23 protein-coding genes are annotated in these 25,264 nt (G+C 48.3%); 17 read left to right on the top strand and 6 right to left on the bottom strand.

The window, feature by feature from the left end:
• Positions 1–148 precede the first annotated feature (148 nt).
• From ACTTK6_RS01220 to ACTTK6_RS01200, 5 genes are all read left to right on the top strand, one after another.
• Positions 149–1,162, top strand: a complete 1,014-nt coding sequence (locus ACTTK6_RS01220; RefSeq protein ID WP_462832415.1) for a thiamine pyrophosphate-dependent dehydrogenase E1 component subunit alpha — start codon at positions 149–151, stop codon at positions 1,160–1,162.
• Positions 1,162–2,196, top strand: coding sequence for an alpha-ketoacid dehydrogenase subunit beta (locus ACTTK6_RS01215; RefSeq protein WP_462832414.1), 1,035 nt, complete (start codon positions 1,162–1,164; stop codon positions 2,194–2,196). The genes ACTTK6_RS01220 and ACTTK6_RS01215 overlap by 1 nt, the downstream gene beginning before the upstream one ends.
• Positions 2,197–2,213: 17 nt before the next feature.
• Positions 2,214–3,452: a dihydrolipoamide acetyltransferase family protein gene (locus ACTTK6_RS01210; RefSeq protein ID WP_462832413.1), complete on the top strand. Its 1,239-nt coding sequence runs from the start codon at positions 2,214–2,216 to the stop codon at positions 3,450–3,452.
• 70 nt (positions 3,453–3,522) lie between these two features.
• On the top strand, positions 3,523–4,011 hold the full coding sequence (locus tag ACTTK6_RS01205) for a VOC family protein (RefSeq protein ID WP_094907670.1): 489 nt from the start codon (positions 3,523–3,525) through the stop codon (positions 4,009–4,011).
• 94 nt (positions 4,012–4,105) lie between these two features.
• Positions 4,106–5,470 (top strand): MATE family efflux transporter, encoded by a 1,365-nt coding sequence (locus ACTTK6_RS01200; RefSeq protein WP_462832412.1) that lies wholly within the window; start codon positions 4,106–4,108, stop codon positions 5,468–5,470.
• Positions 5,471–5,482: 12 nt separating this feature from the next.
• Here the strand turns inward: ACTTK6_RS01200 and ACTTK6_RS01195 are convergent, their stop codons facing one another.
• Together ACTTK6_RS01195 and nagE are read right to left on the bottom strand one after the other, a co-directional pair.
• Positions 5,483–6,211 (bottom strand): SIS domain-containing protein, encoded by a 729-nt coding sequence (locus ACTTK6_RS01195; protein ID WP_462832411.1) that lies wholly within the window; start codon positions 6,209–6,211, stop codon positions 5,483–5,485.
• A gap of 85 nt (positions 6,212–6,296) precedes the next feature.
• Complete coding sequence (gene nagE, locus ACTTK6_RS01190; protein WP_462832482.1) at positions 6,297–7,679, bottom strand: N-acetylglucosamine-specific PTS transporter subunit IIBC; 1,383 nt, start codon at positions 7,677–7,679, stop codon at positions 6,297–6,299.
• Between the two features lie 250 nt (positions 7,680–7,929).
• Here nagE and ACTTK6_RS01185 point away from each other — a divergent pair, with 250 nt between their 5' ends.
• The 8 genes from ACTTK6_RS01185 to ACTTK6_RS01150 all read left to right on the top strand — a co-directional run bounded on the left by ACTTK6_RS01185 (position 7,930) and on the right by ACTTK6_RS01150 (position 17,735).
• Complete coding sequence (locus tag ACTTK6_RS01185) at positions 7,930–8,736, top strand: histidinol-phosphatase (protein ID WP_079474743.1); 807 nt, start codon at positions 7,930–7,932, stop codon at positions 8,734–8,736.
• Positions 8,737–9,040: 304 nt separating this feature from the next.
• Positions 9,041–10,369 (top strand): ABC transporter substrate-binding protein, encoded by a 1,329-nt coding sequence (locus tag ACTTK6_RS01180; RefSeq protein WP_462832410.1) that lies wholly within the window; start codon positions 9,041–9,043, stop codon positions 10,367–10,369.
• A gap of 154 nt (positions 10,370–10,523) precedes the next feature.
• Positions 10,524–11,363 carry a carbohydrate ABC transporter permease gene (locus ACTTK6_RS01175; RefSeq protein ID WP_425320078.1) on the top strand — a complete coding sequence of 280 codons (840 nt, stop codon included), beginning with the start codon at positions 10,524–10,526 and terminating at the stop codon, positions 11,361–11,363.
• Positions 11,363–12,190, top strand: a complete 828-nt coding sequence (locus ACTTK6_RS01170) for a carbohydrate ABC transporter permease (RefSeq protein WP_079474745.1) — start codon at positions 11,363–11,365, stop codon at positions 12,188–12,190. Before ACTTK6_RS01175 ends, ACTTK6_RS01170 begins: the two co-directional genes overlap by 1 nt.
• Positions 12,191–12,214: 24 nt before the next feature.
• Positions 12,215–14,419, top strand: coding sequence for an alpha-galactosidase (locus tag ACTTK6_RS01165; RefSeq protein WP_462832409.1), 2,205 nt, complete (start codon positions 12,215–12,217; stop codon positions 14,417–14,419).
• 329 nt (positions 14,420–14,748) lie between these two features.
• On the top strand, positions 14,749–15,387 hold the full coding sequence (locus tag ACTTK6_RS01160; protein ID WP_462832408.1) for a hypothetical protein: 639 nt from the start codon (positions 14,749–14,751) through the stop codon (positions 15,385–15,387).
• 389 nt (positions 15,388–15,776) lie between these two features.
• Positions 15,777–16,748, top strand: a complete 972-nt coding sequence (locus tag ACTTK6_RS01155; protein ID WP_462832407.1) for a C40 family peptidase — start codon at positions 15,777–15,779, stop codon at positions 16,746–16,748.
• Between the two features lie 204 nt (positions 16,749–16,952).
• Complete coding sequence (locus ACTTK6_RS01150) at positions 16,953–17,735, top strand: CpsB/CapC family capsule biosynthesis tyrosine phosphatase (RefSeq protein WP_462832406.1); 783 nt, start codon at positions 16,953–16,955, stop codon at positions 17,733–17,735.
• Positions 17,736–17,772: 37 nt separating this feature from the next.
• Here ACTTK6_RS01150 and ACTTK6_RS01145 read toward each other — a convergent pair whose 3' ends face one another.
• The 4 genes from ACTTK6_RS01145 to ACTTK6_RS01130 all read right to left on the bottom strand — a co-directional run bounded on the left by ACTTK6_RS01145 (position 17,773) and on the right by ACTTK6_RS01130 (position 20,781).
• Positions 17,773–18,711: an LCP family glycopolymer transferase gene (locus ACTTK6_RS01145; protein ID WP_079474750.1), complete on the bottom strand. Its 939-nt coding sequence runs from the start codon at positions 18,709–18,711 to the stop codon at positions 17,773–17,775.
• Between the two features lie 173 nt (positions 18,712–18,884).
• A complete protein-coding gene (locus ACTTK6_RS01140; protein WP_462832405.1) occupies positions 18,885–19,250 on the bottom strand; it encodes a hypothetical protein in 366 nt (121 codons plus the stop codon).
• On the bottom strand, positions 19,234–19,785 hold the full coding sequence (locus ACTTK6_RS01135) for an acyl-CoA thioesterase (protein WP_079474752.1): 552 nt from the start codon (positions 19,783–19,785) through the stop codon (positions 19,234–19,236). Before ACTTK6_RS01135 ends, ACTTK6_RS01140 begins: the two co-directional genes overlap by 17 nt.
• Positions 19,786–19,884: 99 nt before the next feature.
• On the bottom strand, positions 19,885–20,781 hold the full coding sequence (locus ACTTK6_RS01130; RefSeq protein WP_079474753.1) for a LysR family transcriptional regulator: 897 nt from the start codon (positions 20,779–20,781) through the stop codon (positions 19,885–19,887).
• 133 nt (positions 20,782–20,914) lie between these two features.
• On the opposite strand from ACTTK6_RS01130, the gene ACTTK6_RS01125 reads away from it, so the two are divergent.
• From ACTTK6_RS01125 to ACTTK6_RS01110, 4 genes are all read left to right on the top strand, one after another.
• Positions 20,915–22,084, top strand: coding sequence for an ROK family protein (locus ACTTK6_RS01125; protein ID WP_462832404.1), 1,170 nt, complete (start codon positions 20,915–20,917; stop codon positions 22,082–22,084).
• A 93-nt stretch (positions 22,085–22,177) separates the two neighbouring features.
• Positions 22,178–23,482, top strand: coding sequence for an extracellular solute-binding protein (locus ACTTK6_RS01120; protein WP_462832403.1), 1,305 nt, complete (start codon positions 22,178–22,180; stop codon positions 23,480–23,482).
• Positions 23,479–24,414, top strand: coding sequence for a carbohydrate ABC transporter permease (locus ACTTK6_RS01115; protein ID WP_462832402.1), 936 nt, complete (start codon positions 23,479–23,481; stop codon positions 24,412–24,414). The genes ACTTK6_RS01120 and ACTTK6_RS01115 overlap by 4 nt, the downstream gene beginning before the upstream one ends.
• Entirely contained in the window at positions 24,415–25,260 is an 846-nt protein-coding gene (locus ACTTK6_RS01110) for a carbohydrate ABC transporter permease (RefSeq protein WP_462832401.1), read from the top strand.
• The last annotated feature ends 4 nt before the right edge of the window (positions 25,261–25,264 follow it).

Genomic DNA, 25,264 nt, shown 5'->3' with positions numbered 1-25,264 from the left:
ATTTTTTTATAGAGAAAAGGACGGGTATGTAAAGCAGTCGCGCGAAAATAATGATTGTAATGTTGGCACAAAACTTGCAAGTAGATAAGGCAGAAATGCCCGCAGGCTTCTTTTGCCTGCAATAAATGAATTATAAAGGAGGATCACCATGGAAACGTCCAACACAAGAGCGCAGGCGATGGATTCGCACCAGGCCATGTGGATGTATCAAAAAATGTCTGAGATTCGCTATTTTGAAGATACCGTCCATGAAACCTTCAGCAAAGGCTCATTGCCGGGATTTGTTCATTTGTACGCAGGGGAAGAAGCCGTAGCCGTTGGCGTATGTGCTCATCTAAACGATAAAGACAGCATTACAAGCACTCACCGCGGACACGGGCACTGCATCGCGAAGGGCTGTGACTTAAATGGCATGATGGCGGAGATTTATGGTAAAGAAACCGGACTCTGTAACGGCAAAGGCGGTTCGATGCATATCGCCGATGTCAGTAAAGGCATGCTCGGGGCAAACGGCATTGTCGGCGGCGGATTTCCACTGGCTGCAGGAGCGGGATTGACGGCCAAACTGCAAAACACTGGAGGTGTGGCGGTCTGCTTTTTTGGAGACGGAGCCAACAACCACGGGACATTCCATGAGGGCATCAACATGGCAGCCATCTGGAACCTGCCGGTCATCTTTGTAGCTGAAAACAACGGCTACGCAGAAGCTACTCCGTTTTCTTATGCCTCAAGCTGCGAAAACATTGCCGACCGGGCAGCGTCCTACGGCATTCCGGGAGAAATTGTTGACGGCAAGGACGTCATGGCTGTATACGAAGCGGCAGAACAGGCAGTCCGGCGTGCGAGGAATGGAGACGGGCCAACGCTAATTGAATGCAAAACGTACCGGAACTACGGTCACTTTGAAGGCGATGCCCAGAAGTACAAAGGCTCAGAGGAGCGGGAAGAGCATCTCAAGGATAAAGACGCGATTTTACAGTTCCGCCAGTACATGCTGAAGCACAATCTTTCCAGCGAAGAAGGGCTGAACAAGCTGGATGAACAGGTGAAAGCTTCCATCCAGGCTGCAGTTGAATTTGCTGAAAGCAGCGACTACCCGGATGCCGGAAGCTTAATAACGGATGTGTATGTAAATTATACGAACACAGGGAGGGAGTCGTAATGGGACGGACAATCAGTTTTTCTGCTGCAATTAATGAAGCCCTTGCCGAAATAATGCGCAGGGATAAAGATGTGATCTTGATGGGCGAAGACGTAGCAGGAGGCGCAGCCGTGGATCATTTGCAGGATGAAGAAGCCTGGGGCGGGGTCATGGGTGTAACGCAAGGACTGGTGCAGGAATTCGGAAGAGACCGGATTCTCGACACGCCGATTGCAGAAGCGGGATATGTCGGCGCAGCCGTCAGCGCAGCAGCAACCGGCATGCGCCCGGTGGCAGAGCTGATGTTTAACGACTTCATTGGCAGCTGCCTCGATGAGGTCATGAACCAGGGGGCCAAGCTGCGCTATATGTTCGGCGGCAAAGCGAAGGTGCCGCTGACCATCCGGACGATGCACGGGGCGGGATTCCGGGCAGCAGCCCAGCATTCACAGAGCCTGTACGGTATGTTTACCGCGATTCCGGGTATCAAAACGGTCGTGCCGTCAACGCCGGCAGAAGCCAAAGGGCTTCTGATCGCAGCAATTGAAGATGATGACCTGGTTGTCTTTTTTGAAGATAAAACGCTCTACAACATGAAAGGCGAAGTGCCCGAAGGCTATTACACCACGGATCTTGGCAAAGCGGATATTAAACGCGAGGGAAGTGACGTCACGATTGTCGCCATCGGAAAGCAGGTGCATACCGCACTTGAAGCAGCGGAGCAGCTTGCAGCCAAAGGCATTCAAGCGGAGATTGTGGATCCGCGCAGCCTTTCGCCGCTGGATGAAGATACCATTCTCGCTTCCGTGGATAAAACCAATCATTTAATTGTGGTGGACGAAGCTACTCCGCGCTGTAACGTAGCTACCGATATCGCTGCCATGGTCGCAGATAAAGGCTTCGATTCGCTCGATGCGCCGATCAAGCGGATCACTGCTCCACATTCGCCAGTACCGTTTTCACCGGTGCTTGAAGATTTGTATCTTCCGTCTGCGGACACGATCGTACGAACCGTTATGGAGCTCACTGGCGAAGATACGGCGATGACTACGTAAACGAAAGGAGGGATAGTATGGCCACAGAGATCGTAATGCCGAAGTTTGGCATGAGTATGGAAGAAGGAACCATTGCCGAATGGCTGAAAAAGGAAGGAGAGGACGTTCAAAAAGGAGAACCGGTGGTCACAATCAGTTCGGATAAAATTACAAACGAAGTAGAGGCTCCCGCAGACGGCCAAATGCTCAAAATTACTGCTGCGGAGGATGAAACGCTGGCTGTCGGCCACGTGATTGCCTATATGGGAGAGCCCGGGGAAGAAATTACTGAAAGCACAGCAGCCGGAGAAAAATCAGCAACGACTGCTCCCGAACCGGCAGAAGAATCGGTTATTTCCCAGGAAATAACTCATGCACCTCAGGCTGATTCGCGCGTAAGGGTGTCCCCGGCGGCCAAAAAACTGGCAGCGGCGCACAGTATTTCGGTGGAAAACATCGAAGGCACCGGACCAAAAGGGCGGATTATAAAGAAGGATGTGGAAGCTGTAATAGAAACGGACGAAACGAAACACAGCGCTGCCCGGCCGCAGAATGAGCCCGCTTCCGCCAATCCATCGCTTGATACAACTCAGGTGACGGCTGTTAAAGGGATGCGTAAAGTAATCGCAGAACGTATGCACCAAAGTCTGCAGGAAAGTGCCCAGCTTACGCTGATGAGAAAGGCAGACATTACCGGCCTGCTGCAGATGCAAAAGCAGGCGAACGCTGAGCTTGAACAGCAAGGGGAAGCGAAAACGATGACGCTGACCGCGTTCATCGCCAAAGCAGCAGTACTGGCTCTCCGAAAGCATCCGGCGGCGAACGCTTCGTTTCAGGAGGGGACGCTTTACCGCTATGATCACGTGCATTTGGGAATAGCGGCCGCATTGACGGAAGGTCTCGTGGTGCCGGTTATTTTTCATGCCGAATCCAAATCAGTGCGGGAGATTGGAGAAAGCATCCGGGTGCTCGGACACGGGGCAAGGGAAAACCAGCTGGCATCTGAAGATATGCAGGGCTCCACGTTTACGATTACGAATATCGGTGCTACTGGCGTGGAATATTTCACCCCGGTTTTAAATACGCCCGAAGCGGCTATTCTGGGCGTCGGAGCCGTGCAGGACGGGATCCAGTTTCATGAAGGCATGCCGATGGAACGAAAGCTGCTGCCGCTCAGCCTGACGTTTGACCACCGGGCGCTTGACGGCGAACCGGCCGGGCGGTTTCTTGCAGAGCTTATCGGAATATTGGAGCATCCGCATCGCTTGTTTTACTAGTACACTGCTCGTAAATGGTTAAGCCGTTTCCATAATGGGAACGGCTTTTGTATGAAAAAGGAGTGAGATTATGACTGGAATCACCCACATCGGTTTAACCGTTCCGGATATCGACGCTGCTGTCGAATGGTACACACGGGTGCTGGATTTTGAGCTTCTGGCTGGTCCTTTTACGGCGAAAGCTGAGGGGACGGACGACGCCTCCACGAATATGACGATGGATCTTCTCGGCGAAGAAGTAAAAGAGATGCGCAACGCGCATCTGACCACAGGCAATCAGGTAGGTCTCGAGCTGTTTGAATTTGTTGATCCCAAGCCTGAACTGAAGGAAGGCCCGCCGTGGCAGCAACGTTTTTTTCATCTGTGTCTGCTCGTCTCTGGCATTGAAGAAACCGCGGCACGCATAGAAGCGGAGGGAGGAAAAAAGCGGAGCCGGATATGGGCACCAAGAGAGGGAAAACCGTACCGGCTTGTATATATGGAGGATCCATTCGGCAATATAATCGAACTGTATTCCCATAGCACTGAAGTAACCTACGGAAACATGGACAGCCCATAAGCTGTCTGCGTGAATGCAGTGCTTTTTCCTGCTGATCAATGTTATTCTATACAGATGAGTAAGCACGGACGGGAATGTCAGCAGGAGGCAGAGTATGTATCACGCAGAAACAATTAAAGAAAAGCTGCGGTTGTTTATGGTTATTTTAGTGCCCATTCTGATTACGCAGCTAAGCTATTTTGGCATGAATTTAATAGATACGATCATGTCCGGGCGGGCCGGCACCGACGACCTGGCTGGCGTTGCGATCGGGGCGAACCTGTGGATGCCGGTGTTTACAGCGGTGAACGGCATCCTGCTCGCCATCACCCCGATTGTTTCGCAGCAGCTTGGAGCCGGGGAAGGAAGGAAAATCGCCGGCACAATTACGCAGGGGCTGTACCTGGGCGTGCTTTTCGGGTTGCTTGTTATGGGGCTCGGAGCAGCGGCTTTAAGCCCGGCTCTTTCTTTTATGTCACTTGACCCGGGCGTCGAACGGATTGCGGCTCATTATTTAATCGGCCTTGCTTTTGGAATTATTCCGTTCTTCCTGTCGATTGTGCTCCGGAATTTTTTTGATGCCCAGGGGCATACACGGATTACAATGGTTATTATGCTTGGTACGCTTCCGTTTAATGCATTTTTTAATTATGTATTAATCTTTGGCAAATTTGGTTTTCCGGAGCTTGGCGGCATCGGGGCGGGCTATGCCACAGCGATTTCCTACTGGATCATTTTTGCGTTCAGCATTATAATGACGTTTCGTATCCCGGCAATGAGGCAGTTCCGCATCTTTTTGGATTGGTACAGGCCCTCCTGGCATGCATGGAAAGAGCAGCTGCGGATTGGCGTGCCGATGGGCATGTCACTATTTTTTGAATCAAGTATTTTTTCGGCAGTGAGCCTTCTGATGGCATCGCTGTTCAGCACTGTGACGGTCGCTGCCCACCAGGTAGCGCTCAGCTTCACGTCCCTGGTATTTATGGTGCCCCTGAGCATCTCTATCGCGTTGACGATAGTGGTTGCCTTTGAAGTTGGTGGCGGTTACCTGGAGGGGGCCAAAGCGTATACGCGCCTCGGGGTAACGGCAGCCATGGGCATATTGGGCGTGGCGTCCATAGGAATATTTCTATTGCGCGAGCCGATTGCCTATATTTACACGGCCAATGGAGAAGTAGTGCAGCTGGCGGCTCAGTTTTTCCTGTTTGCGATTGTCTATCAGATTTCAGACGCTGCGCAGGCCTCGCTTCAGGGTGTGCTCCGGGGCTATAAAGACGTAACGGTGCCGTTTTTTACCGCCCTTGTATCCTACTGGGCCCTCGGACTGCCGGCCGGCTATTTGCTTGCTGTTGCGACGCCGCTTGGCCCTTTTGGTCTCTGGCTCGGTATTACTGTCGGACTGACAAGCGCCGCGATCGGTTTTTTCGTACGGTTAAAGATTGTAGTGAAAAGGAAGGAAAAAGTTTACAGCCTCTCTTAATCTTTCTTACTGTTAAAGCCCCAGCCGGTCCCGGTACTTCTCCAGCCACTGTTCGTTTTGGTCGTCCCCGCCATCAGCATTGCCACTCGCAAAGATAGGGGGCATGTTTCCGCGGTCTGTCGTGATCTCAATGGCCCGGGCAATAATTGCCTGCAGCATAGCCGTTCCTATCGCCGTAGAGCTTGAAGCAAAGGGGGCAGTGAGTGCTGGATGCGTAAGCAGGGCATCGCCGGAAGGGGCATGGTTATCGAGAACGATATCAACCACATGCATCAGCTTTAATCCATCCTTATGGCGGGAGGGCTGGGCCGAAGAATAAGCAACCGATGTCAGGCCGGCAACCTTAGCGCCGGCTTTTTTGGCATGAAGGGCGACGTCAACCGGAACAGGATTTCTTCCCGACGTAGAGATAACAATCACAGTGTCCTCCGGCTGAATATGCTCGTCTGCTAAAAACGTTTGGGCGTAATCGTTTGTCCGCTCAAGCTCTGAGGACCGGACAGCTCCTTCATGGAGCATTAGCGGTTCATGAAGAATGGGATGGATCGGCACGAGCCCGCCGGCCCGGTAGTAGACTTCGAGCGAAAGAAGGTGGGAGTGCCCGCATCCAAACAAATGCACAAGGCCGTCCTGCTCAAGCGTTTTGGCAATGGCTTCTGCGCATGCTTCCATCGGCCCGCTTTCTTTTTCTTCCACAGCATTCAGCTGCTGGTGGATTCGGGAGAAATATTTTTCTATCATAATATATATCATCCTTTCTGTACGGTAAAAGTATACCTGTTTTATGGCAGAGAAAAAGCCCCCGCCTTTAAAACGGGGGCAATTGTTATTCTGCCTTGGAATCAGGGTGCTGGGTACGCATAGCGTCGGCGACAAATTCCACCTCTGTGCCAATAATGACCTGCAGATTGGTTTTATCTACCTTCACCACGCCCCTTGCTCCGTTCTGCTTCAGTTGGTCTTCGTCAACTTCGTCCATATCGTTCATCTGGAGCCGCAGTCTCGTTACGCAGTTATCAATCGACTGGATGTTGGAGTAGCCCCCGAGAGCAGCCACATAGTTTTTAGCGAGCGATTCGTATTTACCCTCACCGCTGAACGTATTAGTTGTGGTGACCGTTTCTTCATCCTCGCGGCCCGGTGTTTTAATATTCAGCAGCCGAATCAGCACTGAGAAAACCACGAAGTAAAGAACACCGAATACTAATCCTACCCCGAGAAGTAGCACAGGCTTGGTTGCAATGCCGAAGTTGAGCAAGTAGTCTATAAAGCCAGCGGAAAAACCAAAGGCGTCTAATATTCCCAGCTGGAATGTTACCACCATCGCAAGCCCGGTCATGAGCGCGTGCACGACGTAAAGCAGCGGGGAAAGGAACATAAATGTAAATTCAATCGGTTCCGTAATACCGGTCAGGAAAGAAGTGAGTGCCAGGCTGCCGAGCATACCGGCAACTTCTTTGCGACGCTCCGGCTTTGCAGCCAGAATCATGGCGAGACACGCGCCCGGAAGGCCGAACATCATGATTGGAAAGAATCCGGCAGTATAGGCGCCAGCATCCGGGTCACCATTTAAGAAACGAGTGATCTCACCGTTATAGCCCTGAAAAGAACCAAAATCAAACCAAATGTACACATTAATTATATGATGCAGGCCGGTTGGAATCAGGAGTCGGTTTAAAAATCCGTACAGCCCGGCTCCGGCAGCTCCAGTTCCTGTAATTACATTGGTAACCTGGTCAATACCAGTCTGTACCGGCGGCCACACATAGCCGAAAATAAACGCAAATACGAGCATCGTAACGGCCGTAATAATAGGCACAAACCGCCTGCCCCCGAAGAAGCCGAGGAACTGCGGCAGTTGAATGTTATAAAAGCGGTTATATAATAGTCCGGCCGTAATACCTGCGATTATGCCGCCAAACACTCCCATGTTAATATCATCGTTTATGCCTTCTAATCCTCCAGTTAAAATTAAATAACCGACAACGCCCGCGAGTGCGGCGGCGCCACTGCCGTCCCTGGAAAAACCAATCGCCAGTCCTACCGCAAACAGCAGTGCCAGGTTATCGAAAATAAACTGGCCGGCGTTGGCGACAAAGGCAATATCGAGCAGATCCTCCTGCCCGAAGCGCAGAATAAGAGCGGCAGCCGGCAGGACTGCGATTGGAAGCATTAATGAACGCCCGAGCTTTTGGAACTTGCCCATGATTTGAATGTTTCCAAGCATAAGTAGATCCCCCTTTAATAGAATGTATGATGAAAATGTACCTTATTTTAGTTATAGATGTCTATACCAATTTTCTTAAAAATTTAAAAACTCTGTCAGAGAATCTGGCAACATCCATAAGTTAACGCTTACAAACATAGTAACACATTATATATAGATGTCTATACCATTTTTAAAATAGATTTTTATGACGGACATGATACGATAAAAAGAAAAAGGAAAGGTGAGAAAAATGAAATTTGATCTTCACAACCATCATGATCGCTGCGGACATGCAGAAGGAACCATTGAGGATTACATTCAGGCAGCGATCCGGAAAAAGCTGGACGTGATCGGCATTTCCGACCATTCCCCGTTCTTTGCAAGTAGCGAAGAACATCCTTATCCCCGCATTACGATGGCTAAAGGAGAATTTCCGGTCTATATTGAAGAAATTCGTCAGCTGAAAGAAAAATACATAAATGATATTGAAGTGCTGATCGGAGTGGAATCCGATTATTTTCCGAACCAGGAGACGCCGTATCGTCTGCAGTATGACAACTATCCGATGGATTACGTGATCGGTTCGGTCCATTTTGTAAACGGCATAAATATTTTCGACACTTCAAGATGGGACGGTATGGATGATGCAGATATCCGTCAGGTAAAGGAAGAGTATTACCGCCAGATTATGCTCTCTGCCAAAAGCGGAATGTTTGATATTTTAGGCCATATTGATGCCCTGAAGGGTTATTTTCCCTACGCAGCAGAGATCGATACTCCGAAGGTGGACGAAGCTCTCCGGGTGATTGGGCAGGAAGGGACGGCCATTGAGATTAACACATCGGGTAAAACTAAATACTGCGGGGGCTGGTATCCGTCGGACGATCTGCTTGAACGCGCCCTGTACTACAGCGTTCCCGTAACTTTTGGTTCTGATGCCCATGTACCCGAAAGGATTGGGGAAGACCTGGAAGAAGTACAAAAGCGTTTGAAGCAGATTGGCTATCGTTCCTGGAGATTTTTTCGGCAGAGACGCCCGGTGGATGTTTATTTATAAGTGTACAAAAGCTAGCTGTATTGCCTTTTTAAGAAGCAATACAGCTTTTTCATCAATAAATTTACTAAAATATAACTAAAGGATAATAGTGAATGATTACATTATTAACAGCAGAGAAAGATAAAATAGTTTGGTATATCTTTGTTAATTCAGTAAAAAAAGGCATTTATCAATAGAATTAGACGAAGCGAAACATAATTAAATTAATTTTCAAACTTTTATTGAAAGCGTTTGCTCAATGTGTTAACTTAATAAAAACGAATAAAAATTTACTAAATAAAAATTTAGGGAAGGATGTTATTTTATGAAAAAAAGGTTGTTGCTTTCAGTGCCTGTCGTTACAGCGGTAGCATTGAGCGGTTGCGGGGGCGGAGGGGGAGACTCTTCGGGTGAAGGTTCTGGTGAAACATTAACATTGTATTCCTCGGTAACGAATGAATCAGAAAAAGAAACGTTCGAAGAACTCGTTGCCGACTTTGAAGAAGAGAGCGGCATCCAGGTGAACGTGAATCTGCCGGGAGCGGATTATGAAAGTCAGCTTCGTGTACAGATGGCGTCTAACGAAATGCCGGACGTTTTCGATACCCACGGCTGGGCACAGAATCGGTACGGTGATTATACTGAAGACCTTTCCGGAGAAGAGTGGGCCAGCGATTTAAACGATAACATGAGCTCGCTGTTGTCGGACGAAGACGGAAAACTATATGCATACCCAATCAACGAAGCGCTGGATGGGATCAGCTACAACAAAACGCTTCTTGACGAGCATGGCATTGAAGCGCCCGAAACATACGACGAGCTGCTTGCAGCAATGAGACAGCTCGAAAAAGAAGCTGGAGATGAAGTGACGCCGATGTTTATGGCTCAGGAAGGCGCCGGAGCAATCGCCCAGTATTTCGATCAGATGGCTACGCCGCTTTTGACCTCTGCTGAAGGTGAAAACAATTATGAAGAAGAATTGAAAGAAGGTACGTTTGACTGGAGTAATTATACATTCCTGCCGGAACAGCTGCAGACGATGCACGAGGAAGGTTTAGTTAACGAAGACGCGGTCAACGCTAACGGTGCCCAGGCTGTAAATCTCATGGCCCAAAACCAGATTGCTTTCATCTTTGCTGGTGGTTCATTTGGAGCTGACGTAACAGAATTGAACCCTGACGTGGAAGTGGGAATGGTACCGGTGCCTTCCATTCATGAAGGGGACGACCCGAGCTGGATCGGCGGCGAACGCCATACGCTGGCTGTCTGGAATGATTCTGACATGAAGGAAGAAGCGAAAGAGTTTATCTCCTTTATGGCTGAAGAAGAAAATGCGAAGACAATGGCTGAAGCTACCGCCCTCCCGTCACCGCTCGAAAGCGTAGATTCGGAGAGCTACTATGAAGATTCCTACGCCAAATATGAAGATATTGAAATTGAACCGTACTTTGATCGGGAATACCTGCCGAGCGGTATGTGGGACATAATTGGAAGCACTGGGGAAGAGCTTTTGGCCGGCTCAATGACCCCTGAACAGGTGTCCAATGAAATGGCTACAGAATTCGAGCGTCTCCGTGAAGAAGTTGGGGTTGAAGAAGGCGAAGACATTGAAGAAGCAGAAGAGCCGGAAGTAGACGAAGAAGAAGCAGAGTAACCAGGAGGATAGAATGGAAAGGGCTTACTTCCGGGCAGGCCCTTTTCCTTTTATAGGAGTGAAAAAGATGGAAAAAACCGAAAAATACGAATCGGCAGCCTCTAACGCCAAGAAAAACAAAATTAAAAAATCAAAAAAGTCCTCGCTCTGGATTATGTATGTTCCGGCGCTTGCCTTTGTTATTATCTTCATCGTTTATCCGTTTATTAACGGTCTGCGTATTTCATTTACAGACTGGGACGGTTTCTCGCAGACAAGGAACTTTGTCGGCTTCGAACAATATACCCGGATGCTCACCGACCCCACCACGTGGCTCGTAGTGCGCAATACGCTGCTTTACGGTATCGGAAGCACGTTTTTACAGATGACGGTAGGCCTGCTGTATGCGCTGCTGCTCATGCAGAGCCTGAGAATGCGGGCCATTACTAGAACAATCGTGTACATGCCGGTTATTATCAGCCCGCTTATCATGGGGTATATCTGGTACTTTATGTTTGCTTACAGTAACGGAGCGTTAAACGATGTTGTCATGCTTTTTGGACTTGATCGTATTAATTGGCTGAATAACCCCAGCCTGAACCCGTTTTTAATCGTACTGGTAAACACATACCAGTTTGTAGGCATTTCGATGATTGTATTTATTGCCGGACTGCAAAGCGTATCCAAAGAATATTATGAAGCAGCTCGCATCGATGGAGCCTCCCTGTTCCAACAGTTTAAAAACATCACGATTCCGCTGTTAATGCCGGCAATTACAATCAATGTTGTGCTAAATATTATCGGAGGGTTAAAGCTGTTTGACGTGATTGTATCCTTAACCGGTGGCGGCCCGGGAGATGCCTCGCAGTCTATGTCGACATTCATGTACTCGCTGTACTTTGACCGTCAGGATGCAGGCTACGCAGCCACACAGGGTGTGCTGATGGTTATCATTATTCTCGTTATTACGCTGGCCTCGGTCATTTACCTGCGCCGCAAGGAGGTAGAAGCATAATGAATCGTTTTTCGGGGAAGCAGCGCTTAGGGTTGAATCTATTGTGTCTGCTCATATGTCTTTTGCACATCGTTCCCTTTTATATTTTGATTACTACTTCGCTCAAAGCACTAGGTGATTTTAGCTCTATGTGGGTCCTGCCGCAGGAATGGAGCTTTGAGAACTTTACGGTGGCCTGGGAACAGGCCCAACTCGGGACAGCAATGTTTAACTCAGGCTTCATTACGTTTTTCTCCGCGGCCTGCCTGATTCTTGCTGGTTCGCTGGCTGCTTATCCGCTCGCGAGAAGGCAGACGAAGTTGAACAAATTTGTATACTTGTTTTTTATCGGTATTATGATTGTGCCGCCGCTGACGGTCCTCGTGCCGCTTTACCAGATGGTCGTGGACTGGGGACTTTTAAATACGCGGGCCGTGGCTATATTTAATAACGTTGCAGCATTTCTTTCAATGACAATCTTTCTGTATGCCGGGTTTATTCGCTCTACGGTGCCGAAAGAGCTTGAAGAAGCGGCAAAAATTGACGGTGCAAATACGCTGACTATTTTCTTCCGGATCGTGTTTCCGTTGCTTAAGCCTATTACAGCTACGGTATTAATCATTGCCTGCGTCTACATCTGGAACGACTTCCAGTTTGCGATTTTCTTCCTTCAGGAAGCGAGCGTGCAGACGCTGCCGGTAGCAGTAAACAGCTTCTTTGGGGAAAACTCCGCCAATCTGAATCTGGTGGCCGCGGCTTCTCTTGTGGCGCTGCTGCCGATGACCCTGTTGTTCTTATTTCTGCAGCGCTTCTTTATCGAAGGCCTTGCACAGGGATCGATCAAATAAAATAAAAAGTGGGGAGAAACCAAAATGCCTATTCATTACAGCAGTGCCACTAAAACATTTCATCTGCAGGCAGCAAATACGAGTTACGTGTTCGATGTGCTTCCAAACAATCAACTTGGGCATATTTACTACGGAAAACGTCTGCCGCACCGTGAGAATTTTTCCCATCTGCGACGGTTTGAAGAACGTTCGAATACGGCTTCTGTATTTGAAGAAGCCCCTTCATTTTCGCTCGAAAGCGTGCAACAGGAATATCCAGTCTATGGAACAACTGATTTCCGTGAACCGGCGCTGCACATTCAGCAGGAGGATGGCAGCCGTATTACTAATTTCCAATATGAAAGCCACGTCTTTCTTAAGAATAAGCCGGAACTGTCAGGGCTGCCGGCCACATACACAGAGCACGGAGATGAAGCTTCTACGCTCGTCGTTACTCTGAAAGATTACCATCTGAACGCGGAATTAACTTTGCTGTATACTCTTTTCGAAGCTTCGGGGGTCATTACTCGGAGTGCAGCTGTTTATAACGGCGGAAGTGAACCGTTTCGTCTGCTTGGTGTCAAAAGCATGAATGTCGATTTTCCGGACGCAGAGTTTGAGATGCTGCATTTATCCGGTGCCTGGGCGAGAGAGCGTCACGTGAAAACACGAAAGCTTGAAGAGGGAATACAGCAGATTGCAAGCACCCGAGGCATCAGTAGTGCCCAGCACAACCCGTTTCTGGCGTTGAAGCGGCCGGGAACAGATGAAAGCCGGGGCGAAGTATTTGGTTTCAGCTTTGTTTACAGCGGTAATTTCGAGGGCCGGATAGAGGTGGATCATTTCGGAGTATCGAGGATGTCTATGGGGCTGCCGGATTTTGATTTTTCATGGAAGACAGAACCAGGCGAAACATTTCAGGCGCCTGAAGTCGTGATGGTACATTCGATGGAAGGTTTAAACGACATGAGCCACAAATTTCATGATCTGTACCGCAGCCGACTTGTGCGCGGCCCGTGGAGGGATAAAGCACGACCAGTGCTTTTAAACAACTGGGAAGGCACTTATTTTGATTTCAATGAAGAAAAGATTGTTTCCATGGCGGAAACAGCCAGTCAGTGTGGTATCGAATTGTTCGTCCTGGATGATGGGTGGTTCGGTCGCAGGAACGATGACACGACATCGCTCGGGGACTGGTTTGAAGATGAAAGTAAGCTTCCAAACGGCATCCGGGGGCTGGCGGAAAAAATCACAGGCATGGATATGCGTTTTGGCCTGTGGTTTGAACCGGAAATGATATCAAAACAAAGCGAACTGTTTCAAAAGCATCCGGACTGGATACTTGAAACACCGGGGAGACAGCCCTCACAGGGAAGGAATCAATTTGTGCTGGACTTTTCAAGGCCGGAGGTAGTTGATGAGCTCTACCGTCAGATGTCCCGGCTGCTGAAGGATGCTGCCATCACTTATGTGAAGTGGGACATGAACAGGCCGCTTACAGAAGTTTACTCTAAGGTGTATCCGCCGGACCGGCAGCAGGAAATCATGCACCGTTACGTGCTCGGTGTCTATGATTTGTATGAGCGGCTGACGACAGAATTTCCGCATGTATTGTTTGAGTCCTGTGCAAGCGGGGGATGCCGGTTTGATCCCGGCATGCTGTACTACGCGCCGCAGACATGGACGAGCGACAATACCGATGCTGTGGAAAGACTCCGTATCCAGTACGGTACGTCGATGGTGTATCCGCTGAAGACAATGGGTGCCCATGTATCTGACGTACCCAACCATCAGGTGCACCGGACTACGAGTCTGCAGACACGGGCGGACGTTTCCTATTTTGGAAATTTTGGCTACGAGCTTGATATTACGAAGGAGCCGGATTTATCAGTGCTGCAAAAGCAGGTGGAATTTTACAAACACTACCGGGAGCTTCTCCAGGAAGGTGACTTTTACCGGATTACGAGCCCGTTTGAGGGTGATGGAAACGTGACTTCCTGGAGCGTGGTTTCGAAGGATAAGAAAACGGCAGTCATTGGCAGGTACCAGGTGCTCGAAGAACCAAATGATGGGTTCAGCCGGGTTTATGGGGGCGGACTCACTGAAGAGCTGCTTTATGCAGTGGAAGGAACAGACTGGCAACTGTATGGTGCTGAACTGATGTATGCAGGGCTTCCGGTGAATACAGAGGGGGTAAAAAAGCCTATAGGAGATTATGCCTCCACCGTTATAGTACTGCGGGCAGTATAGAGAATCAGTAAGCCGGAAAAAGTGATATTCGCTTTTTCCGGTTTTTTTCGCGTTAGTATAAAAATACTAATAAAGACCGCTATAATTATCGAGAATGAAGACCGATGAAAGTAGTAGAAGAATAACGTACGATAAAAGAATATGTGTGTAATTTATAATTATACAACAAGAAAGTATAGACGCCGGCAGGACAATATGAAAAAATATATTAAGTATAATTCAAATGGCTGCTTATTTTTGCATAAAAACAATTGTTAAATTAATTCTTACACAAGTGCAAAAAATTAATAATATGAAGACCGTCACTGAAGAAAGGAGATTCACCCTTAATGCCAGCAAAATATGAAGAACAGTTACAGGAAATACTGCTTGAGGCGGTGCAGAACCATAACTATGACCGCGCCGAACAGGCCGTACATTATATGCGCAGCCTCGAACGAATGAAGGCTTTTATCGCGGGAGAGGATGCCAGTTACCCGGAACGGAATAACGCGGAGGCGGTCCCCTTTGGAGAAAACGGGTTGATCGACCTGTCCGCTCCCACAGTTCCCTTCAGAGATCCCCATCTGAACGTTACCAGCGCTTCTGCAGCCCAAAACCGGGATACGCTTCTTTTATACTACATTGAAGAAGAGGGGCTGCTGAAATTCAAAAAAGCACCACAGACATACGCTGTAAGCGTTGAATTTTTCAGGACGTTCTTACAGAACCTGGTTTCCTGGGAGAATAAATCTCCTTTCTCTTCAAAGGATTACTTTGAAGCCTTTGGGGATTCACTGAAGGAAAAATCCACCTATCAGGCCTCTACGCTTCGCCAGTTTATCACTCTGCTGTTCCGCTACTGCGTGAAGCTGAATATTCTTGAAAAACCGGAAGTGCATCAGCGCAGCAGGTATATTCTGGCAGAGGATATTAGCGTGGAAGAGGTCATCGACTACATTAAAGAACATAGAATATTACAGATGTGAAAATAACGCATAACTTCTTCCGCCTTTTCGCAGGTGGAGGAAGTTTTTTATGTTTACTGGGCATATTATACCGTGTACAAAGGTTTAAGTAGGTCTAAGATCACTAATAAAGTTACGAATTTGTGTGCTAAATTACATTTGTGTAACAAAAGTTCCACTTCTATTGAATTAGTTGTGCCTCCAACATATACTACGAGTAGTTAATAAATACGGAAAAAACATACTTAATCACTTAAAAATAAAATAACAGGAGGTGTAATCGTCTTAAACTCTTAATAATAAAAAATATCCCTTTTATTACATATATTTCTATCAGATGAGCTGTTCTGAAACTTTAGATTCACAACATACACACTCCGGATATTAAGAGACCTTACAGACGAAAACATATGAAAAAATTCTTATTCAGCGCTGCGCTTGCAGCAGGACTTCTAGCTACGCCGAGCATTGCAGACGCTGCTCTTGGAGACCAAACATTAAAAATAGGACACCGGAACTCTGACGTAAAGGAGCTGCAGGAGTACCTGCAAAGCGAAGGGCATCACAGCGGCGCCATTGACGGTGTATTCGGCCCGGTAACAGCAAGCTCGCTGAAGTCGTTCCAGCGTGCGCAGAACATTGGTGTGGACGGAGTAGCAGGCCCGATCACATTCAGTAAAATGAATCTTGGCGGCAGCAGCTCTTCCTCCAACGTTTCTTCGAATTCCTCAGGTTCTTCCAGCTCGAGCGTGTCTTCAAGTCTCCGTCGGGGGGACCGCGGAAGTGAAGTGACCAGTCTGCAGAGCACGCTGAAAAGCAAAGGGTTTTATAACAGCTATGTGGATGGCGTATTCGGCCCTGTAACAGATGCAGCAGTAAAAGACTTTCAGCGCGCTGCAGGCATCGGGGTGGACGGCGTCGTCGGGCCGGTTACCAGAAAAGCATTGAGCAGTAATGTGACGGCTTCTTCAGGAAATTCCAGCTCCTCTTCGAGTTCCAATTCCAGCGCAGTAGCAGGCGTATCGACCGGCTCGTCCTCAGCGGTAGTGGAAACAGGCAAGCAGTATATGGGCACTCCATATGTATGGGGCGGCACTACACCGAGCGGCTTTGACTGCAGTGGCTTCGTCCAGTACGTTATGAATCAGCACGGTGTAAAGACGCAGCGAACTGTAGCGCAAATGTGGACCCAGGTATCGAAGGTGTCGAATCCAAGCGTCGGCGATGTCGTATTTTATGAAACAAGAACTGGCCCTTCCCATATGGGATTTTACGTTGGAAACGGTAAGTTTCTCCATGCCGGTGCTTCGACTGGCGTCACGATTTCCGATATGAACAGCTCCTACTGGAAATCCCGTTACATTGGCGCAGGACGTTTCTAAACATAATAAATAAACGAGAGGCTGAAAAGCAGAGTCATTGCTTTCAGCCTCTTTTTTGTGATAAAAGTCTTGCGGGAAGGATGTTGGCAGACTGAGATATAGTTACTTTGACGGGGGAGGTTATGTGCTATACTTAAACTGCTTAATCATTTCCATGCCGAAGGAATAATAAAGGCTGAGGGCCGAACCAAAGGAGTGGGAGAGTTGATTGACATTAACAGATACATCTTAAGTGAGGAAGACGATACTGCAGAGAAAAAGAATAATGTCAGGCAATGGCTCACAGAATGCCAGAAAACAGGAGTTACAGATATTATCGTGGCTCCAGCGCAGTGGCATGAAAACGATAAACGTCCAGGAGATACAATTCCATTTTTAATAGAGCAGTTTCAAAAGCAGTGGTACAGTGAATTAGGCAACATTCGTATTTATCCTGGCCAGTGCGTTCGGCTGACAGATACACTGATCAATGAATTAAAGACGGAAGAAGCACTAACGCTAAACGGCAGCCGGTACGTTCTTGTAGAGTGGAGCGAAGAGCTTTCCTATCACAACATGCATGCGAATTTACATGAACTGCGTATGGAAGGGTACATGCCCATCCTTGCAGAACCGGAAAAGGAACCGGGTTTTCAGCAGCACCCTGAAGAGCTGTACCGACTGATTAAAGACGGATCGCTCGCACAGGTGAGTGCAGAAAGCTTCAGCAAAGCCGCCCCGAAGCCGCAAAGGCATCTGGCAGAAAAAATGATTCAGCACCGGTGGGCTAACATGACAGCGAGTATGACCATCGATCCCTCTGAAGAGGGAGCTTCCCTGGAAGGAGCCTTCAACAGTATTGAAAAGCTGGCTGGAAAAGGTTATGCAGAAATGCTGAAGGACAACGCAGCATGTGTGCTGAATAATCGTTATGTGAGTACCGAGGAGCCGCTTCCGTTAAAAGAAAAAAGAAAATGGTTTATGCCAAACCGTTCCAAAGCCAAATAAAAAACGGCGTCCTCGCTGAGGACACCGTTTTTTTTATTTATTCTGCGGGAGCTTCTTCACCGTTTTCAAGCTCGAGATGCTCACGGAGCGTGTTCGAGATTTCCTGCACTTCGGCTGGATCTTGCTCCATGTAGTAAATTCCATCAATTGTCCGGTCCTGGCCGTTTTCAAAGCTAATGTTTTCAATATCATTCCGGGCGCTGAAGTAATTCGAGCGCAGATCCTTCATGTCATCGAAGGTCATGTTCGTGCGCACATTTTCCTCTACCACATCGAGATAGTCGCCAATGCGAGTGATGGATGTCACGCTCTGTCCTTTATTCGCAATAGCTTCAAGTACCTGGCGCTGGCGCTCGTTACGTCCGAGATCCCCGCGTGGATCTTCTTTTCTCATACGAACATAGGTAAGTGCTTTTTCCCCGTCCATTTCGATTTCACCTTCTGGAAAATCATAGCCGTTGTCGCTGAAAGCAAAAGTATTGTTGACGGTTATTCCACCTACCGCATCTACCATATCCTCGAATCCTTCAAAGTTAATAGTAGCGTAATAGTCAATCGGTACGTTCAGGAAGTTTTCCACGGTATTCATTGCCATGTCAGCCCCGCCAAACGCATTTGCATGTGTGATTTTGTCTTTTCCTTCATCTCCCCGTCCGATCATTTCCGTATACGTATCTCTTGGAATGCTGACCATTTTGGTTGATTCAGTTTCAGGATTTACAGTAGCCACAATCATGGTGTCGGTCCGGCCTGAGGTGCTTCCATTCCGGGCATCAACGCCCATGAGCAGAATGGAAATCGGCTCGCTTGCATCCATGTCTACATCGGCTTCCCGAAGGTTGCTCTGGCGATCGTTGCCCTCGTTAATATTTTCCGCGGTATCTGCGACCGAGTCGTAAAGGTACCAGGCATAGATGCCGACTGCTATAAGGAGCGCCAAAAACAGCCCGCCAATAATTAATAATGCTTTTTTCATATGTCTCCATTTCTCCTGTCTGCCTGGTTATGTAGTATTGCTTCATTTTATAGTTAATTCAGCAATAGTTCAATAGGCTGTAATTATATGATATCTGCTACAAATAATAGTCGCCTAAACTGCCGGGAAGTTACAAAAAAATCCAGACAATAGAATTGCCTGGATACGTTTAGTTATTTACTTACCCCTTTAATGGATTCCGGGGTGGCGCCGGCGGTCATGGCGCAGAAAGCTTCCTGTTCTTCAGAGGAAAGTGTTTGAATGAGCTGCTGCAGCTGGGCGTCGTCTGTCTGCCTGCGCAGCTTCTGGACTTCTTCTATATAAAGGCTTCGTACAGAAGCCGGCAGCGCCTGAACGTCATCCGGAAGATTCTCTGTCTGTTCGAATAGCTTGCAGAGGCTCTGATAGCGAAGCTGAAGCTTCCGGGTGAGCTGGACGGCATGCGCCCAGAGCGTATAGAGCTCTTCGTTGTTTTTCATCAGCGTGCTGCGTTCTTCCTCGACGCTTCGAAGTGTTTGAATACTAGTTAATGTGATCATACTGTGCGCCCTCCTCGTGTTCATCCCAAGGTTTTTCCAGTGTTATAAATTTCGCTAGCTCCTTGCTTTTCTGCCGGTGGTGCTTGCGGTCAATTTCGCGGTCTTTGCCGGTTTCAAATAGCGTTTTTTCTTCATCCGTTTCTGGAATAATGCCTGGAACCGGTACCGGTTTGCCGTGATCGCCGAGAGCGACGAACGTTAAAAAGGCGGTAGCTGCTATCCGGCGTTCTCCGCTCATCATGTCTTCAGCGATCACCTTGCAGAAAATTTCCATCGAGCTTGTGCCTGTATAGGATACAAAGGATTCAATGCAGACTGAATCTGTCTGGAAAATCGAACAGAGAAAATCAATGGAATCGGTCGAAGCGGTCACGCACTCCTTCGCCCGGGAGTGCCGGCGGGCCGACAGCGTGGCGCAGCTGTCGAGTTTTTTCATCAAAACGCCGCCAAATAGAGAATTATAATTATTTAAATCGTTCAGCAGTACCTGGTCAGTGTTGACGATACGGCTTTCACGCATTTTCCGTGCCTGCATAGTGAAGTCTCCTTTCATTTATAAGGATACTCTATACAAAATCATAATGAAAATGAATGATTAACATATTTAACATAACCTTTGTCTATGCTAAAGACGTTAATGCTCCTGCCCCATTTGGGAAAGCACCGGAATGGAAAAATCGAGCCATTCTTTAGCGATAAAGGAGAGGTAATGCTCGCGATGCCAGATAAGGCCAAGCCTCCAGCGGAGCGTTTCGTCGGAAAGCGGACGAATAATTACCTGCCCGCCCAGCTCCCGGCAAATACTTTCGGGAAGAAGGGTAATGCCGAGACCGCTCGCCACCATTTTCTCAATAAAATCCCACTGTGAGCTTTCTGAAAGAATGTTGGGCATAAACCCGATATCCCGGCAGGCGGCAATTATCTGCTGGCGCAGGGAAAAGTCCTGGTTGAACAGCAGGAATCGCTCCCGGTTCAGCTCGGCAAGCCCGACAGACGACTGCACAGCAAGGGCGTGTCGGGAGGGAAGCACGACCTGAAGCGGCTCATCAATAAAGGGATGGATATGAAAAAACGATTCCTCTGTTGGCAAAACGACGGCGCCGACATCAAGGTCGCCGTGCAGCAGAGCTTCTTCGATTTTTTTTGACCCGTTTTCTTCGAGGTGGAGGGTGATTTCGGGATACTTTTCGTGAAAAGGGGCGATCACGCGAGTGAAAAAGGAAGAACTTAAAATAGGCGGAAGCCCGATGCGGAGCTGTCCTCGCTTTAAGCCGCGGAGAGCGTCAAGCTCGTGCTCAAGGCCATGATAAGCGTGGCGTATCTTTTTGGCCTGTTCAAGCATGACTGCTCCGGCATCTGTAAGGGTCAGCTTCTTGCGAGAGCGGTCAAACAGCGTTACGCTCCATTCCTCCTCAAGCTGGCGCAGCATTTTACTAATCGTCGGCTGGGTAACGTACAGATGTTCAGCGGCGCGGGTAATGCTTTCAAGCCGGGCGGCTTCCATAAAATAAATGAGCTGGCGGTAGTCCATGCGATCACTCCAATAATTAGATGATACCATTGTAATAAATCCATAATAAAAAAGAAAATATTGACACTTCTTTATGAAAGCGTTACCATATAATTACTTATTAAAACAATTTTAAGAAGTATAGGTGGCTATCATGACGGTAACGAACGCAAACATGTTAAAAACAGCAAACCGACGGCGTGTATTTGAATTGCTGCACCGCAGTGAAGAGCCAATGACCCAGCAGGAAATGGCTAAAACGACAGGCTTAACAGTAGCCTCCGTAGGAAATATTCTGGTTGATCTGGAAAAAGCACGGCTGCTGCAGGAGGCGGGGCAGGCACTGTCCAATGGAGGCAGAAAACCTACGCTGTATACCCTGGATTCCGAGTGGCACTATTTAGTCGGCGTAAGCATTTCCGTAGAAGAAGTGGTGCTTGTGATTACTACGTTAAAGGGGGAGATAATTTACCGGGAAACAGAATCTTTTTCTCTAGCAGAAGAGCCTGAAGCGGTAATAGGGAGAGTGATAAATAGAGTTGAAAAAATTGTAAATGCGCCCGAGTTCCAGTTAAAAAAGATGGTAGGTATCGGTATTAGTTCACCCGGCCCGGTTAATGCGGATAAAGGCACCATTTTATCCCCGCCGCACCTGCCTCTATGGCGAAACATCCAAGTCGTTACATTATTTGAAAAAGCGTTTGATACAGCTGTCTGTCTTGAAAAAGACGCAAACTGCATGCTGCTCGGAGAATGGCATTACGGTCATGCACGGGAGGCAGAAAACGTGCTTTATTTTATGATCGATTTTGGTATAGGGAGCAGTTATATCATCAATGGCCAACTCTTCCGGGGCACGACTCACCTGGCGGGGGAGGTAGGATTCGAAAGCAGGCGGCTGCGTCCGAAAAACAATGTAACAGGAAAGGCTTTATACTCTATTCTTCCCATTTTAGAAGAAACAAAGGGCCGGATACATCGAGGTGATTCAACATCACTGCCAAAAAATTTACATTCCATAGAAGAATTCATCGAAGGCCTGGCAAAAGGGGACCCGCTGGCGCAGGAGATCATTCAGGAAAGCATGGAGGACGTCGGCAGTGCCATTGCCGATAAAGTGAATTTTCTTAATCCGGAATTAGTCGTCATTGGCGGCAGGTTGATTACAGCTGTCCCGGAGTTTCCTGAAGAAGCAGAAAAAATAGTTAGAGAATGTGTTTATCCTGAAACAGCAGGCGCAATGGAGTTTATTTCGTCGAAGTTCGGGCAGGAAGCGGAGGCTATGGGAGCGGCTTCCCTGATTCTAAAACGAGCGCTGCACTAAGAAATTTCTGCAGCCTTTAGCTTTTAAAGACTTATTAAAACTGTTTTAAGAAGTGAAAGGTTAGAAAATAATGCAGATCGGAGGCGGAGCCTCATGAAAAAATCAATATCGATTGGAATGTCTATGCTGGTAATAGCAGGACTGGCAGGCTGCAATGGTGACAACCCGAGCGCAGAAGAAAAAGAGACGCTCACCTGGTACACGACAGCAGGCTATTCACCTGAAGCCCCATCAGCCGCAACATCAGATTATATTTCAGAAAACATAGAATCCTTTGAAAAAGAACATCCGGATATGAACATTCAACTTAGTCTGCAATCGAGCAACATTGATGAAGCGATGGCCAGACTGCTTGAACAGGCAAATACCGGCCGGGCGCCGGATATGGCTGCGATTGACGGCTATATGCTGGATCGTTACAAGGAATATTTGCAGCCCCTGGATGAACTGATGGAAGAGCGGGGTCTCGATCCAGATGATTACCTTCCTTTTGCGGAGAAGGTATTACGGGGCGATGACGGAAAGATCTATGGCCTGTACATGAGTACGGATACGAGAATGCTTTATTATAACAAGGAAATCATTGAAGAACCACCGTCGACCTGGGACGAAGTCATTGAAGTATCCAATGAAGTACAAAAAGAAGGCTATGAAGGGCTTGTGCTTCCGCTGGGAATTGGAGAAGGCACCTCGGTGACTTCGTTATGGCCGTTATTCTGGTCGCAGGGCGGCGAGCTGGTGGATGAGGAAGGCAACCCGACGTTTGGTGAAGGAAAGAACCGGGAGGCCATGATCCGTACGTTTGAAACGCTCGACCGAGCCCAGGAAGAAGGAGCGGTTTCCAAACGCATGGCAAGCTCTGGACAGGAAAATGATGCAAACGGGGAAGTTGCTGCCGGCGATACGGCCATGTTTTTAGGTGGAAGCTGGCAGGCGGCTACGATAAAGGAGATACTTGGCGATGATTTTGAGAACTGGGAAGTAGCTTCACTCCCGACAATTGGGGAAGGCGATCCAACCGTATCAAGCGCCGGCGGCTGGGCCTGGGGGATTTTTACAGATGACCCGGAGAAGAAGGAAGCCGCCTTTGATTTTCTTATGGATTCCTTTATCAGTGAAGAAGGGATGGGCGAATTCACTTCGATTCAGGGGTCGCTGCCGGCCCGGACGTCTGTATATGAATCCGATTCTTACAATCCCGGCGCTTTCAATGACGAGTTTCTGACATCTTTGGAAACAGAGGCCGAAGCCCGTCCGGGGGCTTCAAAATATAACGAAATTTCGGTACAGCTGCAAACGGCTATTTCCCAGGTAATATCCGGGAGCAAGGAGCCGGAACAGGCGGTTGATGATGCATGGGAAATTGTCACCTTCGGAGAAAGCGGTGAGAGCGAATGAGCACATACGATAAAGCATTTCCCCCTCAGCAAACGGAACAAAAGCGGAGGCCGAGAAAAACAATGTGGGACACCCCGTATCCCTGGCTAATCCCTCTTTTGCTGGTATTGGCCGCAGTATTCTTCTACCCAATTCTCCAAATAGTGCGGCTTAGCTTCACAGATGCAAATATGATTCAGGTAGGGTACGACTATACGCTGGAATCATATCTTCGCATGTTTACACTTCCAGGCTTTTTGCCGATGATCGGAACAACAGCGTTCTTCGTATTTTTCAGTGTTGTTTTTCAGCTCTTTGCTGGATTTATCGTTGCACTTCTCATTGTACAGGGGGAGAAAATGAACCTGCGGGGCACAGTCGTCGTGCGTACCTCTGTTCTCGTGGCCTGGGCCATTCCAGGTGTTGTCATTGGGGTTATATGGGGCATGCTGTACAACGAAACAGACGCAGGCATTATCAATTATGCTCTGAGTACCATAGGCCTCGGGCCCGTTTCCTTTCTCTCAGACCCGACCATGGCGCTGTTATCCGTGACGCTCGCCAATATATGGCGCGGCACAGCGTTCAGCATGATTTTAATGTATGCAGGATTGAAAACGGTTTCGAAGGATGTGCTCGAAGCAGCGGTTATTGACGGAGCAAGTGCACTCCAGCGCATGAAAAATGTTATTCTGCCTGCGATCGCTCCTATTATACTGGTGAACCTGATTATTATTTCTATTGATACCTTCAATACGTTCGATATGGTGATGGCCCTTACAGGCGGCGGACCGGGTAACAGCACAGAAGTTATCGCTTTAAGTATTTATACAGCTATTTTCAGGGAGTTTAACCTCGGAGAAGGTGCTGCGACTGCCGTAGTGCTGTTGGTTGTGAACGTAGTGATGACGCTTGTGTACTTAAAGGTACTCGGCCGAAGGGGGGAGGAATAAATGATGGTAGGTGCGAAAAAACAGCAGTGGATAAGGATTGGGCTGTATATAAGCTACGTGCTTGTCGTACTCAGCTTTTTGTTTCCGCTTCTCTGGGTGCTTTCCCTGTCCCTGCAGACAAGGTTTGAGGTGCTTCAGGTGCCTCCAAGTATCATCCCGACAAGCTTTGCGATTGGGAACTACCGGGAAGTGCTGGATTCAGCCCCGGTGCTCCAGTATTTGTGGAACTCGTTTCGAATTGTGGCTTCCACGGTTGTATTAACACTGCTCATTGCAGTTCCGGCAGCGTTTGCCTTATCAAGGTACCGGATGAAGTTTAAAAGCCAGCTGATGGTCGCTGTGTTAATGACCCAGATGATTTCAGCAGTAGTTATTACCATCCCATTGTACCGGCTGTTTGCAAGCTGGGGGCTTTTGAACCAGCTGTGGCTGGTCGTTCTCGTATACGTTGCCGTTGTGCTTCCGTTTACCACATGGTTTTTGAAAAATTATATTGATACCGTGCCGGTGGATATGGATGAAGCGGCAATTATTGATGGGTGCAACAAATGGCAGATGCTGAGCCGCGTTCTGTTTCCGGTCAGCATACCTGGTATCGTTTCCGTAGTAATTATTGTCGCCGTGCAAAGCTGGTCGCAGTTTGTTATTCCATTCATCCTGATCGATGATGCATCGCTGTACCCGGTTTCGGTCGGCGTGGTAAACCTTCAGTCCACCCAGACCCAGATTACGACCCACCTGCTTGCCGCAGGAAGCATTATGTCCATTATTCCAGTAGTCATTTTATTCGTCCTGCTGCAGCGCTACATTGTCGGAGCATTGACGAGCGGAGCTGTTAAAGGGTAGCAGG

This window comes from Marinococcus salis, from assembly GCF_054971365.1.
This window is presented reverse-complemented; position numbering and strand designations above follow the sequence as displayed.